17 protein-coding genes are annotated in these 15,375 nt (G+C 68.6%); 9 read left to right on the plus strand and 8 right to left on the minus strand.

The features are described 5' to 3' along the window. Positions 1–68: 68 nt before the first annotated feature. Entirely contained in the window at positions 69–707 is a 639-nt protein-coding gene (locus ABZT47_RS35710) for an FCD domain-containing protein (RefSeq protein ID WP_354852209.1), read from the minus strand. An 84-nt stretch (positions 708–791) separates the two neighbouring features. Here ABZT47_RS35710 and ABZT47_RS35715 point away from each other — a divergent pair, with 84 nt between their 5' ends. After that, the gene (locus ABZT47_RS35715) at positions 792–2,045 is read left to right on the plus strand and encodes an MFS transporter (protein WP_354852210.1); all 1,254 of its coding nucleotides are present in this window, start codon (positions 792–794) and stop codon (positions 2,043–2,045) included. A 180-nt stretch (positions 2,046–2,225) separates the two neighbouring features. Then, positions 2,226–2,888 (plus strand): tetratricopeptide repeat protein, encoded by a 663-nt coding sequence (locus ABZT47_RS35720; RefSeq protein WP_354852212.1) that lies wholly within the window; start codon positions 2,226–2,228, stop codon positions 2,886–2,888. On the opposite strand, the gene ABZT47_RS35725 is transcribed toward ABZT47_RS35720, so the two are convergent. After that, entirely contained in the window at positions 2,885–3,127 is a 243-nt protein-coding gene (locus ABZT47_RS35725; protein WP_354852214.1) for a hypothetical protein, read from the minus strand. The genes ABZT47_RS35720 and ABZT47_RS35725 overlap by 4 nt on opposite strands. Before the next feature lie 111 nt (positions 3,128–3,238). Continuing rightward, complete coding sequence (locus ABZT47_RS35730) at positions 3,239–3,709, minus strand: lamin tail domain-containing protein (protein WP_354852216.1); 471 nt, start codon at positions 3,707–3,709, stop codon at positions 3,239–3,241. 484 nt (positions 3,710–4,193) lie between these two features. On the opposite strand from ABZT47_RS35730, the gene ABZT47_RS35735 reads away from it, so the two are divergent. Then, positions 4,194–5,135, plus strand: a complete 942-nt coding sequence (locus tag ABZT47_RS35735) for a hypothetical protein (protein ID WP_354852218.1) — start codon at positions 4,194–4,196, stop codon at positions 5,133–5,135. Between the two features lie 136 nt (positions 5,136–5,271). Here the strand turns inward: ABZT47_RS35735 and ABZT47_RS35740 are convergent, their stop codons facing one another. After that, the gene (locus ABZT47_RS35740; protein WP_354852220.1) at positions 5,272–5,805 is read right to left on the minus strand and encodes an RICIN domain-containing protein; all 534 of its coding nucleotides are present in this window, start codon (positions 5,803–5,805) and stop codon (positions 5,272–5,274) included. Positions 5,806–6,014: 209 nt separating this feature from the next. On the opposite strand from ABZT47_RS35740, the gene sigJ reads away from it, so the two are divergent. Together sigJ and ABZT47_RS35750 are read left to right on the plus strand one after the other, a co-directional pair. Continuing rightward, entirely contained in the window at positions 6,015–6,959 is a 945-nt protein-coding gene (sigJ, locus tag ABZT47_RS35745; RefSeq protein WP_354852222.1) for an RNA polymerase sigma factor SigJ, read from the plus strand. 93 nt (positions 6,960–7,052) lie between these two features. Continuing rightward, positions 7,053–8,267 carry an FAD-dependent oxidoreductase gene (locus ABZT47_RS35750; protein ID WP_354852224.1) on the plus strand — a complete coding sequence of 405 codons (1,215 nt, stop codon included), beginning with the start codon at positions 7,053–7,055 and terminating at the stop codon, positions 8,265–8,267. Positions 8,268–8,500: 233 nt separating this feature from the next. On the opposite strand, the gene ABZT47_RS35755 is transcribed toward ABZT47_RS35750, so the two are convergent. Further along, positions 8,501–9,094 (minus strand): PadR family transcriptional regulator, encoded by a 594-nt coding sequence (locus ABZT47_RS35755; RefSeq protein ID WP_354852226.1) that lies wholly within the window; start codon positions 9,092–9,094, stop codon positions 8,501–8,503. A gap of 96 nt (positions 9,095–9,190) precedes the next feature. Between ABZT47_RS35755 and ABZT47_RS35760 the strand changes: the two genes are divergently transcribed. Both ABZT47_RS35760 and ABZT47_RS35765 read left to right on the plus strand, forming a co-directional pair. Beyond that, a complete protein-coding gene (locus ABZT47_RS35760; RefSeq protein ID WP_354852227.1) occupies positions 9,191–10,087 on the plus strand; it encodes an alpha/beta hydrolase in 897 nt (298 codons plus the stop codon). A gap of 168 nt (positions 10,088–10,255) precedes the next feature. Further along, positions 10,256–10,672 carry a nuclear transport factor 2 family protein gene (locus tag ABZT47_RS35765; protein WP_354852229.1) on the plus strand — a complete coding sequence of 139 codons (417 nt, stop codon included), beginning with the start codon at positions 10,256–10,258 and terminating at the stop codon, positions 10,670–10,672. A gap of 110 nt (positions 10,673–10,782) precedes the next feature. On the opposite strand, the gene ABZT47_RS35770 is transcribed toward ABZT47_RS35765, so the two are convergent. Next, positions 10,783–11,472, minus strand: a complete 690-nt coding sequence (locus ABZT47_RS35770; RefSeq protein WP_354852231.1) for a helix-turn-helix domain-containing protein — start codon at positions 11,470–11,472, stop codon at positions 10,783–10,785. A 74-nt stretch (positions 11,473–11,546) separates the two neighbouring features. On the opposite strand from ABZT47_RS35770, the gene ABZT47_RS35775 reads away from it, so the two are divergent. Both ABZT47_RS35775 and ABZT47_RS35780 read left to right on the plus strand, forming a co-directional pair. After that, the gene (locus tag ABZT47_RS35775) at positions 11,547–11,993 is read left to right on the plus strand and encodes a VOC family protein (RefSeq protein ID WP_354852233.1); all 447 of its coding nucleotides are present in this window, start codon (positions 11,547–11,549) and stop codon (positions 11,991–11,993) included. Next, positions 11,990–13,018 carry an aldo/keto reductase gene (locus ABZT47_RS35780; protein ID WP_354852235.1) on the plus strand — a complete coding sequence of 343 codons (1,029 nt, stop codon included), beginning with the start codon at positions 11,990–11,992 and terminating at the stop codon, positions 13,016–13,018. Before ABZT47_RS35775 ends, ABZT47_RS35780 begins: the two co-directional genes overlap by 4 nt. A gap of 154 nt (positions 13,019–13,172) precedes the next feature. Here the strand turns inward: ABZT47_RS35780 and ABZT47_RS35785 are convergent, their stop codons facing one another. Together ABZT47_RS35785 and ABZT47_RS35790 are read right to left on the minus strand one after the other, a co-directional pair. Continuing rightward, positions 13,173–14,645 carry an Ig-like domain-containing protein gene (locus ABZT47_RS35785; protein ID WP_354852237.1) on the minus strand — a complete coding sequence of 491 codons (1,473 nt, stop codon included), beginning with the start codon at positions 14,643–14,645 and terminating at the stop codon, positions 13,173–13,175. Between the two features lie 354 nt (positions 14,646–14,999). Further along, positions 15,000–15,375, minus strand: a 376-nt coding sequence (locus ABZT47_RS35790) for a hypothetical protein (protein ID WP_354852239.1), incomplete at its 5' end; no start/stop codon positions are given.

A 15,375-nucleotide genomic window follows, 5' to 3' on the forward strand; every position in this document is an offset into this window, starting at 1 on the left:
CACGAGCCGTCCTTTCCGCTGGGCGTGTGCAGCGCCGCCTCGCCCGAGCGGGGAGGCGGTTGCGTGGTTCAGCGCATGAAGGGTTTGAAGATGGAAACCACCTTCGTGGCAGCACGGTCCCCGTCCCCGTCCGCGATCGCCTCGACCAGCTCGTGGTGGTAGCGGTGTGCCGCGTCGTCGTCCTCGCCCTTCTCGTCGCGCATGTGGGCAGCGAAGATGTCGAGCATGCTGGAGTACAGCTTGACGTAGAGAGGGTTGTGCGTCGCCGCCACGATCGCGTGGTGCAGGGCGAGGTCCGCGCTCGCTCGCAGGTCGAGATCATCGGTCGACCAGCTCGCTTCTCGACGGTCACGCAGCTCGCGCAGCAGCTCGACGTCGGCATCTGAGCGGTTCAACGCGGCCAGTGACGCTGCAGCGCTGTCAAGGGCAAGGCGTAGTTCCAGGTAGTGGCGACGGGTGCCACCGGCGAGCTGACGTTCGAGAGTGCCTGTCAGCTCAGAGTTGGAGATGACGAAGGTGCCGCGGCCCTGCTCACGGCGCAGTAGACCTGCGTGCACCAGCGACTGCAGCGCCTCGCGCACCGTGTTCCGGCCGATCCCGAACTCCGACACCAGTGCGGCCTCGGTAGGTATCCGCCCACCGACCGGCCAGCGTCCAGAGACCACCTCCTCGCGGAAGCGCTCGGCAGCCTGGTCGATGAGTCCCACTCGACGCATGGGCTGTCGCGTGCCAGAATCTTCGGAACTCATCCCATAATCCCATCATCTGCTGACCTTGCACCGGAGTATAACGTGACATCGCTCTCCTCATCGCTCGTTCCCTTGCACCGTGGGCGCCTGATCTTGTGGGCCTGGCTCGCCATCGCTTTGACGGCGGTCAACCTGCGAACGGCCGTGACCGGGTTCACCCCGCTCCTGGAGATCATTGGATCCGATCTCGGCTTCGGGGTGACGCTGTCCGGCCTGCTCGGCACTGTGCCGGCGGCGTCCTTCGGCATCTTCGGGTTTCTCGCCCCGGCGGTGACGAGGAAGTTCGGACTCGAGCGCACGGCCACTGTGGCGCTGGGCCTGACGGCTCTGTCGCTCCTGATGCGCGCCTTGTCTCCGACGCCCTCGTTGCTGGTGCTTTCGACCGTGCTGGCCCTGGCCGGAATCGGAGCCGCGAACGTCGTCATCGTCCCGTTGGTGAAGGTCTGGTTCGCCGATCGACTGGCCCTGGGGACCTCGCTTTACCTGATCCTCCTGCAGACGGGTCAGTTCATCGCACCGCTCCTCGCGGTCCCGGTAGCGGAAGCGGCGACGTGGCGGCTGTCGGTAGGTATCTGGGCGGGACCGGCTGCTGTGGCCGGTGTGGTCTGGCTCGTCCTGGCGGTCAGGCTGCCCGCCGATCACCACGCGCCCGCGGCCGTGACGGCGACCGATGCGAGCCCGAGGATCAGCCGATCATCGACCGTCTGGGGCCTGGTGATCCTCTTCGCGATGCTGTCGCTGTCCAACTACGGGATCATCACCTGGGTCCCGGCAGTGCTCACCGACGCAGGAGGCGACGCGGCACTGGGCGGCTCCATGGTCGCGCTCTACTCGGCATGGGGCATGCTCGCGGCCTTGGTGGTTCCGCACCTGGCCACGCGCATGGTGAATCCGTTCATCGTGGTCGTCGGGTGCGCGATCTTCCTGATAGCGGGATATCTGGGCCTGCTCCTGTCCCCGCTCGACGGCACGCTGGTGTGGATGTGCGCGCTGGGAATCGGGGTGAGCACCTTCCCGCTCTGCATGACCCTCATCAACCGTCGCACCAAGAGCCCGCAGACGGCTTCTGCCGTGTCGGGCTTCGTTCAAGGCATCGGCTACGGGCTGGCGTGCTTCGGCCCGATCGGGTTGGGCGTTCTGCGCGAAGCGACCGGATCATGGTCGATCCCGCTCCTGGTGCTCGCCGTGACCGCCATCCCAGGGGTGATCGCCGGCTGGTTCGCTTGCCGTCCTCGCTTCGTGGAGGACTCTGCGCCACAGCCGACGAAGCGCGACGCTGACGAGCAGCGCCCCTGACCGCCAGGCCAGCCCACGACGCGTGCCCGTCGCCGCCCCTATGCCGGCGACGGGCAGTGCGTGTTCTGTACGGCCCGGACCGGCCGGACTCACTCGTCGCCAACCGTCCATGACGGTCCTGAGCCGGAGTACTCTGCTGCTGATCTGACACGTGATGGCGTTGCCAGGGCGGGGGCGGCGATGAACGCCGAAGACCGGGTCGAACGAGCCAAGACGCTCTATGAACGGGCGGTTTTCAGCGGCGACGTCAGCGTGCTGACCAGTGCCGAACGAGGCTTGGACGCCGTGGAGGCCGACGTCGCGCTGGCCCGTGGGCGGATCCTGCATGCGCGGTTTCTCAACGAGCGCGCCAGCGCCGGCTCGCCACCCGTCGAGGACCCGGCTGAGCTGCCGTTGTTCGAGCGCGCGATCGAGTCATACCGGGCGCTGGGCGACACGCGCGGTGAGGCCGAGGCGTTGTTCTGGATCGGCTGTCTACATCAGGTCATCAGGCGTGACAACGTGACCGCGGTTCCCTACCTGGAGCAGTCCTGTCGGATGGCGGCGCAGATCGGCGACAAGCCGACCCAGTCCGAGGCCCTGCGGCACTTGGGCATCGCGGCGCACATGGCCGGTCGGCTTGATGAAGCACGCGAGCGACTGGAGGAGTCGTCGCGGCTGGGCCGGGAGATCGGGGCCCTGCCGGTCGTCGCCGCCAACATGGTCGGGCTGGCCTACGTCGCCGCCGCCCAGGGCCGCCGGGCGGACGCGCTCACGGCACTCGACGAGGCGCACGCCATCGCACAGGCGCATGGTGCCCATGCCATCGTGCGGCAGACCGAGCAGGCGAGAACGAAGATCTAGGCGTGGCGGCCTTCGTCCGCCTCCCAGAAGACCGGCCATGACGTCCAGCGGGTCAACGAAACGCCTGTCCAAGGTGTGCCGACGGTGGTGCGGTCTACAGCGGCGACGAGGATGCCGCGGCTGACCAGGCATTTGAGCTTGGAGCGGTTCTTCTCGGTGTTCTTCGACGCGATGGACAGGTCCAGAGACTCATGCAGGTCACGAGTGCGCAGGGGCGGCCGACATGTCGACGCGGTCACCCGCTTTCTCGCCCGCCGTGTGGACGATCCGCACACTGTTGCCGGGACACTACCTCGATGTGCGGTCGGCTCTTCCTCGGAGGTGAGCTGGTGCTCCTTATGTCCAGGCGGTCAGCAGACCTTGTAGTCGACTCGTGTGGAGTTATACGAGCAGGAGTCGACCAGCGTCCCCGAGGCGTTGCGCAGGTAGGCGGTGTCCTTGCCCTGGTTCCAGATGTAGGCGAGAGTTCCCCCGCTCCTGCCCCAGTAGCGGGTGGTGGTGGTGTTCCTGCCCTTGCCGGTCCGCACGGTGACCGTCTTCCCCGTACCGAGCGTGAACGTGCCGAACGTGTAGACGTGGTCCGCCCGGCTCGTCTCGTCTCGGAGCGTCCACCCCTTGAGGCTGATCGCCTTCCGGGTCGTGTTCCTGATCTGGACGTACTCGCCGTTCAGGCTGCTGTTCGCGCCGAAGTCCGGTGAACCGGGCGAGTCGTAATAGACCTTGGTGATCTGAACGGCCGGGCTCGCCGCGTGAGCAGGCTGGGAGACGACAACCACACCGGCGGCCAGCGCAGCACCTATCAGCAGAGAACGGGTACGCACAGTGGTGCTCCATGGGCGGGGGATATGGGCGTGAGGCGATCATAGTAGTGATAATAGATACAGATAGACCGTTCTAGCCTCGGTTTGATATCTCTGGGGCTTTTGGGGGGCGGGAGGGCCGGGGACTACGGTGCTCTGGTCGGGGTCGACGTCCTCGCCTCGTATCTCGGCCGGCCGGACTCAACGGCTCGCGTCACCGTCGCGTCGATTCGCTCACCCCTACCCGCGTGCTCAGCGCATCGGCGATCTTCTGATCGGCGTCGCGCCTGGCGTGCTGGTAGGTCGGCGCCGCCCGGTGGCTGTCGGCACCGCTTCGCGCCTTGAGGTCGGCGAGGCTCGTTCCGACTGCGCGGCGAGCGTGGTGCCCGTGTGGTGAAGGTACTCAAAGCCCCTCTGACATGGTCACCAACGTTGCCTGATTTGGACGGGTTACGTCGTGAGGGTTGGGTGGAACGTCTGGAGTGTCTCGTTCGTCGCCTGAAGTGTGACGGGCTCACCAGAACTCGACGAGCGGCTGCGTGTCGCGGCCACCCGAAAGCACCGCGCTGACCACCTGCGGCGGCTGCGGAAAGCCACCGAAGAGCAGATCCGGGAAGCGCAGCACACCCTGGCGGGCCTGGAGCTGAAGTTGTCCCAGGAGGAGAACGACGTCACCCGCTTGGAAAGCGGGGTGTCCGCCGTCCCGGCTCGCCTGCTGGGCGTCCGCGAGGAGCATCTGGCTCGCGAGCGCGCCGAGGTGGCCGTCGCCAGGCAGCGCGTCGATGGCCATCGGGCCCGACTGGCCCAGCTTGAGGCGGATGCGCGTGTGGCCGAGGCGGAGCTGGCCGGGCTCGCGACGGCTCGACATGAATACGCCGAGTTGCTGGCCGAGAAGGAACGACAGCTCATCGGCAGTGGTGATGCCCGCGCCAGAGAGTTGGCCGACCTCGGCGCCGCCCTGGACCGCGTGACGGCGCAAGAGCGTGAGCACGAGCAGGCCCACTACGCCGGGCAGACCGCACACGACGCCATCGGTGAGGTGCTGCACCATCTGAACTCGGCCAGGCGCGCGTCCACCTGGGATGTTCTCGGCGGCGGTCTGATCGCCGATGCCTTCGAGCACAACCGGCTGCGCACCGCCGACCAGGTGGCCTGGCGAGCCCAGCGGGCGCTGGACGTCTTCTCCCGTGAACTGGCGGACGTCGGCATCTCCGCACACGCTCGCATGCCCAAGGTGGACACGCGGTGGTTCGCTGACGTCTTCTTCGACAACATCATCACCGATGTGATCAAGCACAATCGGATTGAGAACACCCGCGCTGAGGTCATGAAGACGGCCGGATGGGTCCGGAACATGAACGCGCGTGTGCAGGCCCGCCACAGCGCCCTGTCCGCTGAGCGTGCGCGGCTGCTGGCCAGGCGAGAGAAGCTACTGCGCGATAGATGACCGGGCCGGCCGGATGTCGCGGCCCGGTGCTGGAAATAGGCGTCCTACCCGTTTCATCGGCCCGCCCACTGCGTGCCCGTTTGCTTGGTGAGCCGGTCACGGGCGGTACAGGCAAAGGGTCCGGGGAGACCGAGGATCAGAGCAAGGTGTCCTTGATCGCGATTTGGCCGTTGTTGATGACGAACTTCTGGTTGGTGTTGCCGCTGCCGCACTGCCACAGGTACACCTGGGTGCCGTTGCCGCGGTTGTTGGTGGCGTCCAGGCATAGAGGGTTGCCGGAGGACAGGGTGGATTTGAGGATGATCGCGCCTCTCTGGACGACCCAGAGCTGGTTGGGGTTACCCAGGCACTGCCACTGGTAGACCCGGGTGCCGTTGGTGCGGCCGTTGGAGGAGTCAAGACACATCACCTGGCCCGTGCCGATGGTGTCCTCCACCTTGATGAGGCCGTTGTCGATGACGAACCTCTGGTTGGCGTTGTTGCCGTCGCACTGCCACTGGTACATCAGGGTGCCGTTGCCCCGGTTGTTGCTGACGTCGACGCACATGGGAGGCCAGGCCTGGGCGGTGTGACCGGCGGGCCGGCGAGTGGAGGCGGTGGCGGGCAGAGTGGTCACCCCTCCCACGCTGGTGGAGATGACGACGACGGCGAGCAGACGGCGAGCGAGCATGATGGGCCCCCATGAGAGTCGGTCAGGACTCGAGCACCATGTCATAACCGAAAGTCCTTGATCAATTACTGTCCGTGCGAGTATTTCGCGTGTCGAGGGCCGGACAGGACCGGAGCCGGGTGTCCGGTCGTTCGCCGGGTCCTGTCGGCTCATGTGATCGGCGCGATCCGGGCGGCGGACAACGGGTGTCGCGGGGTTAGGCTCGGGCCATGCCCTTGACCGTGGAGGATGTCGACCGGTTCGAGGCCGCCAGGCCGCGGCTGGAGGCCATCGCATACCGTCTTCTCGGTTCCGCCGGGGAGGCCGAGGACGCCGTGCAGGAGACGTTCCTGCGCTGGCAGGCCGCCGATGTCCGCCGCGTCGAGGTTCCCGAGGCCTGGCTGACGAAGGTGCTCACCAACTTGTGCCTCAACCAGCTCACCTCCGCGCGGGCGCGCCGCGAGACCTACGTGGGCCAGTGGCTTCCCGAGCCGCTGCTCGCCGGAGACCCGATGCTCGGCCCGGCCGACACCGCCGAGCAGCGCGAATCGGTCTCGTACGCGGTCCTCACCCTCATGGAGCGCCTGTCTCCCAACGAGCGGGCCGTGTACGTGCTGCGTGAGGCGTTCGACTACTCGCACCGCGAGATCGCCGCGATCCTCGACCTCACCGAGGCCGCCAGCCAGCAGATCTTCCACCGTGCCAAGAAGCACGTCGCGGACGGCAAGGTCCGCGGCGAGGTCGACGAGGCCGCCGCCCGGCGGATCGTCGAGGAGTTCCTGGCGGCCGCCTGCAGCGGCCGGACCGAGCCGCTCGTGCGCCTGCTCACCGCGGACGCCATCGCGATCGGCGACGGTGGCGGGAAGATCCCGGCTCGCGTCAAGGCGTTCGAGGGTGCCGTCGCGGTCGCGAAGTTCCTGCGGGGCCTGTTCCGCCCGGGCGAGGCCAAGCGCTCCATCGCCGGCGGCACGGCCGGGCTGTACACCTCGATCGTCAACGGCGATCCCTCGGTCGTGGCCGTCGTGGACGGCCGGGTGGTCGGCGTCATGTGCCTGGAGGTGACCGCGGACGGCATCGTCGCGGTCCGCAACCAGGTCAACCCCGACAAGCTCGAACGCGCCACCGAGCGGTGGGCAGCCGGCGACCACGGGGAGCCGCTGTTCACCGCCTTCTGAGCCCTATGTGAGGTGCTTCACATCGCGTTCCTGTCAGGAAACGGCGAGCCATCCGGTTCAAGGGGCAAAACCGCGCAAGACAGGAGCATGGAGATGCAGCACCGCATCATCGTCCTCGGAGCCGGATACACCGGAGCGATCGCCGCCGGCCGCCTCGCCAAGCGGCTCCGCCGCGAGGATGTCACCATCACCCTCGTCAACGCCGAGCCCGACTTCGTCGAACGCGTCCGCATGCACCAACTGGCGACCGGTCAGGACCTCAAGCCCCGGCCGTTCAGTGAGATGCTTGCGGGCACCGGCGTCGAACTGAGGCTCGCGAAGGTCACCGGCGTCGACGTCGGCCGCAGGACCGTCACCGTCGCCGACGCGAACGGCGCGAACGGCGCGAACGGCGCCGCGGAACTCTCCTACGACACGCTCGTCTACGCCCTCGGCAGCGGCTGGAACGCCCAGGGCGTCCCCGGGACCGCCGAGCACGCCTACGAGATCGCCGGCCGCCCCGGAGCACTGCGGCTGCGCGAGCGCCTGGCCCGCCTCGACGCCGGACAGACCGTGGTCGTCGTCGGCGGCGGCCTCACCGGCGTGGAGGCCGCAACCGAGATCGCCGAGTCCCGCCCGGACCTCGACGTCGCCCTCGCCGCCCGAGGCGGCCTCGGTGACTGGCTCTCCCCGAAGGGCCGTGCGCACCTGCGGAAGGTCTTCGCCAAGCTCGGGATCACCGTGCATGAGCACGCCGCCGTCACCGGCGTCGAGGCGGACCGGATCGTCACCGCGGGCGGCACGGTCATCCCGGCCGCGGTCACCGTGTGGACCGCCGGCTTCGCGGTCCACCCGATCGCTGAGGCGACCGACCTTGAGGTCGCCGGCACCGGCCAGATCGTGGTCGACGGGACCATGCGCTCGGTTTCGCACCCGGATGTGTACGCGATCGGAGACGCGGCCATGGCGATGGGGCATGGGAACAAGCCGCTGCGGATGTCGTGCGCCTCGGGGACTCCGGCCGCGTGGCAGGCCGCCGACGCGATTGCGGCGCGCCTGACCGGCGGCAAGCTCTCGAACGCGCCGATCCGCTACTTCAACCAGTGCATCTCCCTGGGTCGCAAGGAGGGGTTGATCCAGTACGTCACCGCCGACGACCGCGCTGTGAGCGCGGTGCTGACCGGACGGCTCGCGGCCCTGTACAAGGAACTGGTCTGCAAGGGCGCGGCCTGGGGCGTCGCCAACCCGACCCTCGGACTGCCGACCCGGCGCCGCCCTGTCACGCGGGAGCAGGTCGCGGACAGCTCGACCGTCCAGGCGACGGCGTAGACCACGGAGCGAGGCGGGCGCCCTCGTTCGGAGGGAGCCCGCTCTTAAGGGGGCGGGGAGGCGGGACGCTCCCGCTCCCCGTGCGCGCCGCCCGGAATCCCGCACTCGCCACCGCGGGAGACGACCCGGCCGGCGCGCGATCACTGGGCCGGAGCCCTCGGTTCTGCGTGCAGCGCTGCTCCTCGCTCTGGCTCATCGTGGCGCCCGATGGTTCGGTCGTTCGCCGTGGAGCCTCACTCGGGGGTCTCGGCGAATGCCAGCATCTCCTCGGGGGACCACGCCAGGGCGCCGCTGCGCAGGTCGTCGGACACTGAGCGGAGCCACTGCAGTTCGGCCGCGATGACGACGCGCATGTACTCGGCCTCGAGCATGGCGATGCGAGGGATGCCGTATCCGGTTTCGGCGCCGAGGTCGGTGTCCAGCGCGGCCAGCGTCTCGTCGAGCGTTCGCACGCGCCGATCGAGGGCGTCGCGTATCTCCTGGGGGGCGAGCATCAGCAGGTGGGACAGCGCCGCGGGGAACTCGGGGAACTCCGCTTTGGGCGTGGCCAGCATGTCGAGCAGCCATTCGCGGGCCACGGCGCGTCCCGCGTCGGTGATCCCGTAGACCGTCCTCTCGGGATACGCCTGGTCGCGCCCGGTCTCTCGCACCTCGATCAGGCCGGCCGCGGTGAGGCGGTCGATGGTCCGGTAGAGGCTCGTCCGCTGGCCGACGTTGACGACCTTGTCCTTGCCCCACTGCTTGATCAGCCGCTGGATGCCGTACGGGTGCAGCGGCTTGTACTGCAGCAGAGCCATGACGGTCAGAGCGAGCGGTGAGCGGGTCATGCCTCGATATTAGCGCCAGTGCCACTAGTTGACGAGATACTAGTTTCTCTGACACTATTCGAATGTCGATCAAACGGCGCACCAAAGGACATGGCGATGACCACTCATGAACTGCCTCGGACCGCTGACCTCACCACCGATTTCGTCATCTCGGACGACGGCACCCGCATCGCCTACCACTCGATCGGCCATGGCCCCGGCATCGTGCTGCTGCACGGCTCCATGGAGACGGCCGGCAGCCACCTGGCCATGGCCGAAGCGCTGGCCGACGCCTTCACCGTCCACCTGCCCGACCGGCGCGGCCGCGGCCAGAGCGGGCCGTACGGGGACGACTACAGCGTGCGGAAGGAGGTCGAAGACCTTGACGCGGTACTGCGGAAGACGAGTGCCCACTGTGTCTTCGGTGTCAGCGCGAGCGGGGTGGCGGTGCTCGAGGCGGCGCGTACCCTGCCGGCGATCCACAAGGTCGCCGTCTACGAGCCGGCCCTGCTTCTGGAGGACGTCCCCCGGCTGACCGGGTGGATCGGCCGCTTCGACCGGGAGATGGCCGAGGGCAAGGTGGCGGCCGCGCTGGTGACGAGCATGCTCGGGCTCCGGCTCGGGCCGCCGATCATGAACGTCATGCCGCGAGGTCTGCTGACCTGGATGACCGGCCTGCTGATGAAGAGCGAGGACAAGCACGCCAAGCCGGGTGACGCGACCATGCGTACCCTCGCCCCGACTCTGCATTACGAGGGCGTGCTGCTGGCCGAGATGGCCGACACCCTGGACCGTTTCGCCGACGTACGCGCCGACGTGCTCCTCCTCGGCGGAAGCAAGGGGCTGCCCTTTCTCAAGCCCGCGCTGTCCGGGCTGGAGAAGACCGTGCCCAACGTCGAGCGGGTCGAGTTCCCCGGCCTCGACCACGACGCGTCCGGAGATGTCGGCAAGCGGAACCCGGCCGGCCGCCCGGATGTCGTGGCCGCCGAACTCAGGCGGTTCTTCACCGCCTGACCGGGGCATACGGTCGTCGTCGCCATGGCGGGACCCTCGACCGTGGTGCCGGACGCGCCGGTTGTGGTCCCACGCCGCACGGGAACCCCTCGGTACCGTCTGTCGTGAAGGTCGGCGACCTGTCGTGAAGGTCGGCGACATTCTCTCTGGAAATGAGGGACTGACGGGGTGAACGGCGCGATCGGTCCCGAAGACGATTTCCAGGCTCGGCTTCGGGAGCACTGGGAGGCCTCCGAACGTGGGGACGTCGCCGCTGAGCACGCGATCTACGCCGCGGACGCGATCCTGGACTACCCGCAGTCGGGGGAGCGCTTCACAGGGCGGTCAAAAATCCAGGCGCAACGCGGCGGGCACCCGGCCGAACGCCACTTCGCCGTCCGCCGGATCTTTGGGGGCGGCGACCTCTGGGTGAGCGAGTGCGTGATCACCTATGACGGTGTGCCCACATACTCGCTCAGCGTCATGGAGATCACCGATGGTCTCGTCACGCACGAGACCCAGTACTTCGCCGACCCCTTCCCCGCGCCTCCCGGGCGCGCCGCGCTGGCCGAGCCGATTCCGGCCCGCGACCAACAAGCCGATTGAGCCCCTGCCGATCGAAGCCGCAGGTCTATTCGGGATGCGATGACGATCCAGCTCGGGAGAAGTGAGGCCCCTGTACCCCGGTGCCGGATGCAAGCCCCTGGCTCCATGTCTCACGGCGAATGGTCCGGCGGTTCGATGGGTGTAAGGGGCGGGATGTCCGGGTCGGTGGCGGTGCGGCCGTACAGGAGGGAGGTCCAGGCGTTGATGAGGACGTCGATGAGCACCTCCTCGTCGTCAAAGGGAGGGACTCCGGCCGCGGCGAGGTAGTAGAGCCGCTCCCCGAGCCAGGTGAGCGAGGCGGCGACGGTGCGGATGTCCTGGCCGGCGAGTCGCCGGCGGGCGTGCGGGTCGGATTCGACGCGTGCCGCGGCGGCGTCGGTGAACAGGTCCATCTGTTCGAGCCACAGGGTTCGCAGGTCCTCGTCCGAGGCCCAGTTCTCCACGATCGCCATGAGGACGCCCGCGTTGGCGCGCCACAGGCGGGCGCCGTCCGTCACCCCCGCCCGGAGGGCGGTCACCGGATCTTGCTGCCCGTCGATCCAGGGTTGTGCCGCCTGTTGCCCCTGCGTCACGGCTTGGCGCACCAGCTCGGCGAGCACGGCCTGTTTGCTCGGGAAGTAGAAGTAGAAGCTCGCCCGGGAGACCTCGGCGGCGGTCAGGATGTCGGCCACGCTGAGGGCGTCGAAGCGGTGTTGCCGCAGAAGCTCGCGCGTCGCGGACAGGATGCGCTCTCGCAGCTCGGCGGAAGCGGGCGCCGTGCCGGATCGGCGGGCGGAGGGCGCCGTGCGCTTGGAGGGCATGCCGCCAGTATACGACAGCATGTACGGACAGGAAGTCTGTACGTATTGTCCATACGATGTGTATGGTCAGGTTCATGACGCGAATCGCGATCCACTTGGTGGTCGGCGACCCCGACCACGCCGCCCGTTGGTACGCCGAAGCCCTGGGCGCCCAGGAGACAGGCCGTATCACCCTTCCCGACGGCCGCACGCTGACCGTGGAGCTCCTGCTCGGCGGCACCGTGCTGGCGGTGGCCGGCGAGATGCCCGCGCTGGGCATGCGCTCACCGGCGAGCCTCGGCGGCACTTCCGCCGCCCTGCACGTGCCGGTCCCGGACGTCGACGCGGCCTGGGAACGGGCGATGAGGGCGGGGGGCACGGTCTTCGAGCCGGTGCACGACGCCTTCTGGGGCGACCGCACCGGTCAGCTGCTGGACCCGTTCGGGCATCGCTGGGCGTTGGACGAGCACGTGCGAGACGTGCCGCACGACGAGATCGTCTCGCGGGCCGCGGAGCTGTTCAGCGGATCGGCGACCGCATGAGGTACCGCACGTTGGGCGCGAGCGGGCTGCGCGTCTCCGAGCTGATCCTGGGCGCGATGACCTTCGGCGAGCAGGGCGGGGTCGGCGCGCCGCTGCCGGAGTGCCGGCTGATGCTCGATCTGTACGCCGAGGCCGGCGGCAACATGATCGACACCGCCGTCAACTACCGCGACGGGGCCAGCGAGGAGTTCCTCGGCGAGCTGCTGAAGGGCCGGCGGGAGTCGTTCGTGCTCGGCACGAAGTACACCGTGTCGCGGGCCCGCACCGATCCGAACGCCGCCGGGAACCATCGCAAGAACCTGCGGGCGTCGCTGGAGACCAGCCTGCGCCGGCTGCGCACCGACTATCTGGACCTGTACTGGGTGCACATGTGGGACCGGCACACGCCGATCGAGGAGACCATGCGCGCGCTGGACGATGCGGTCCAGGCGGGCAAGGTGCTGTACGTGGGGATCTCCGACGCCCCCGCCTGGGTCGTGTCCCGTGCCAACACGCTGGCGCAATGGCACGGCTGGAGCCCGTTCATCGGCCTGCAGGTGCCCTACAGCCTGCTGCAGCGCGACATCGAACGTGAGCTGCTGCCGATGGCCGAGTCCCTCAACCTGGGCGTCACCGCGTGGAGCCCGCTGGCCGGCGGGGTGCTGTCCGGCAAGTACACCCGCCCGGACGGCCCCGCGGCCGGCGTCAGGCTGGCCGCCGAGTCGCTCTCGGACCGGGACCACGCCGTCGCCCGGGTCGTCCAGGAGGTGGCCGACGACCTGGGGGCCACGCCCTCACAGGTGGCGATCGCCTGGACGATGAGCCGCTCCCGCGCCGTCCACCCGGTCATCGGGGCGCGCCGCGCCGACCAGCTCCGCGACAATCTCGCCGCGATCGACCTCGTCCTGCCGCCCGAGAGCGACGCCCGCCTGGAAGCGGCGTCCGGGTTCACGCTCGGATTCCCAGGGGACTTCATCGCCGAGACCTCGCCGTGGGTCTTCGGCTCGGCGCTCATCGACCCGCATCCGGCCACGACCACGCGGTGACGGCCACGCGGTGACGACCGTGTACCTGAACGACTCCACACCTGCCTCAACGGCCTACCCGCGGTCGATGCTCGACCGAGCATCGACCGCGGGTGAGACCTGCGGCTCCGGCGCTAACCGGACCCATCCGGTGGTGAGGACGTATCCCGTTATGTCATCGGATCCGAGACGCTCCCCGGGATCCGGCCGTCCTCAGGGTGCTCGTGGTCATGGAGAGGCAGGGCGGTGACTGGAAGGTCACGCCGTCCAGGAAGTTGCCGGCCGTCGGGGTGCCGCCCGCGGCGGACACCGACTCGAAGGCGAATCGTGTGGTGGTCTGTCCCGGAGGCACCACGTACACACCGGTGTAGTAGCGCCAGGCGGTGTTGTCGTCGGAGATGTCCGGCGAGGAGGCCCCGGACGGGATCTGGGCCACGGTCGCGCCCGGAGCGCCGATGAGCACCCGCATCACGTCGGTGCCGAGACGGCCTCGGTGGTACACCCCCCAGGTCATCGGCGTTCCGGGGACGGTCGGCAGGTCCTGGTAGAGCGTGGAGACCTGATTGGCGTTGAGTTCGGCGAACTGCTGCCCGTCGGCCGCCGGGAACCCGGCCGCGCTTCCCCGCCAGAACTCCAGCTTGTTGTCGGTGGCGGTGGTGTGCCAGCCGGCGGCCGGGTTGGTGGAGGCGTCGGGGATGGACCAGTCGACCGTGGCCACGGCCGGCGCTTCGAAGCTGCCGTTGACCAGGTTGACCGGTTTGTAGGCACAGGTGACGACGACGGTGACCGTGGCGGTGCTGGTCCCGCAGGGGGTGGCGATGGTGTAGGTGAAGGTGTCGGTGCCGCTGAGGCCTGCGGCGGGCGTGTAGACCACGTTGCCGCCGGAGATGGTCGCGGTGCCGTTGGCCGGCTTGGTGACGCTGGTGATCGTCGGTGAGGTGGCGGTGTCGTTGGCCAGGACGGGGACGCTGACGGCCGTGTCCTGCTTGGTGGTGATGGTGTCGTCGGTGGCCTTGGTGGGCGATATGGACTGCCCGCCGACGATCTGAATCGGGGGCGCCGGGGTGTTGTTGCCGAGCTCGCCCGGAGCGGCGATGATGCTGCTGATCCCGGTCGGCCGGATGGTCATGCTGCGCCCGATGGTCCCCTGCTTCACCTGGAAGGTGATGACCTTCGGGGGCGGGTCGGTCTTGGTGCCCGGCGAGGTGATGGTCAGGGTGGTGCCGTTGATGGCGCCGGTCCCCGACTGGCCGACGACATCGGCGTTCGCCAGCAGCGACGACAGGTCCCACATGGTGGTGTAGGTCCTCACCAGCAGCGGCCACTGGCTCGTGCGGTGCGTCAGCGAGAGGGTGAAGGTGCTGCCCGGTGCGATCTGCCCGCCCCACAGGGACGGCGAGGTGTCGACCGAGACCGACCCGGCGCCCAGCCTCATGCCGAGCGCGTTCTTCCAGTAGTAGCCGACGGGGTAGGTCGCCTGGCCCTGCCGGACACACGGCGTGGTGGCGACCCGCGGGACCGGCTGCCGTACGCCGGCGGCGGCATGCGCGGCGGTACCGGCCGCCGCCTGCGTCCCCGAGGCGGCCAGCAGCGCCAGCAGCACGCCGGCCAGTGCGGTGCGCGCGGACCTGGGATGTTGTGACTTCAACGCCGAACTCCACTCCGTCGTGAGGTACTCCTAGATCGACTTCACGGCGGACGTTACTCTATGTGATCAAGAAGTCGCGCGAGGTGTCAGAGGCGTGCGATCTCCGTGTCGCACTCGGGCCGCGCCGTCGATCCGCACCTGTGTCCGGCGCCGGCCTGCCCGGTGCCGGGGAACCTCGCCCTCCTCGCGTACCCGCACGACCAGGACGACAGGCGGGACGGGTGGTTCGGCTATCCGATGCCGACATGACGAGAGCGGGCGCTCCGTGGGGAGCGCCCGCTCACTTGTCTTCCGCCTCCGGTCACCCTGACCGGGTATCCGCAGGAGTCCTTCCGGGCGGCGGTATCGGGTCGTTTAGAAGAAGTTGCGGTACTGGCCCCAGTCGTAGTGGCCGCGGTAGCCCTCGCCGACGCGGATGCGGAAGTCGTCGAAGCTTCCCTTGCGGAATTTGCCGGTGAAGTGGGAGGCGCCGTAGCGGCTGCCGCGGTAGATGCGCGAGTGCCAGCCGTTGTCGTCGTGCCACTGGAAGTCGATGTAGGAGTAGTCGCGGTCACGGTGGTAGTTGTACAGGTCGCCCTTGAAGTAGTAGTAGCCGTTCTGGGAGTACCAGTAGCCGGAGAAGTAGGAGCGGTCGCGGCTGGACTCGCCGCGGCTGTAGCCGGACCAGATGCGGCCGAATCCGTGCCGGTCGAAGCCGTTGGCGGTGCTGGTGCTCGCGGTGGTGGTGGCG

The sequence above is a fragment of the Sphaerisporangium sp. NPDC005289 genome, assembly GCF_040607455.1.
Lineage (GTDB): Bacteria > Actinomycetota > Actinomycetes > Streptosporangiales > Streptosporangiaceae > Sphaerisporangium > Sphaerisporangium rhizosphaerae.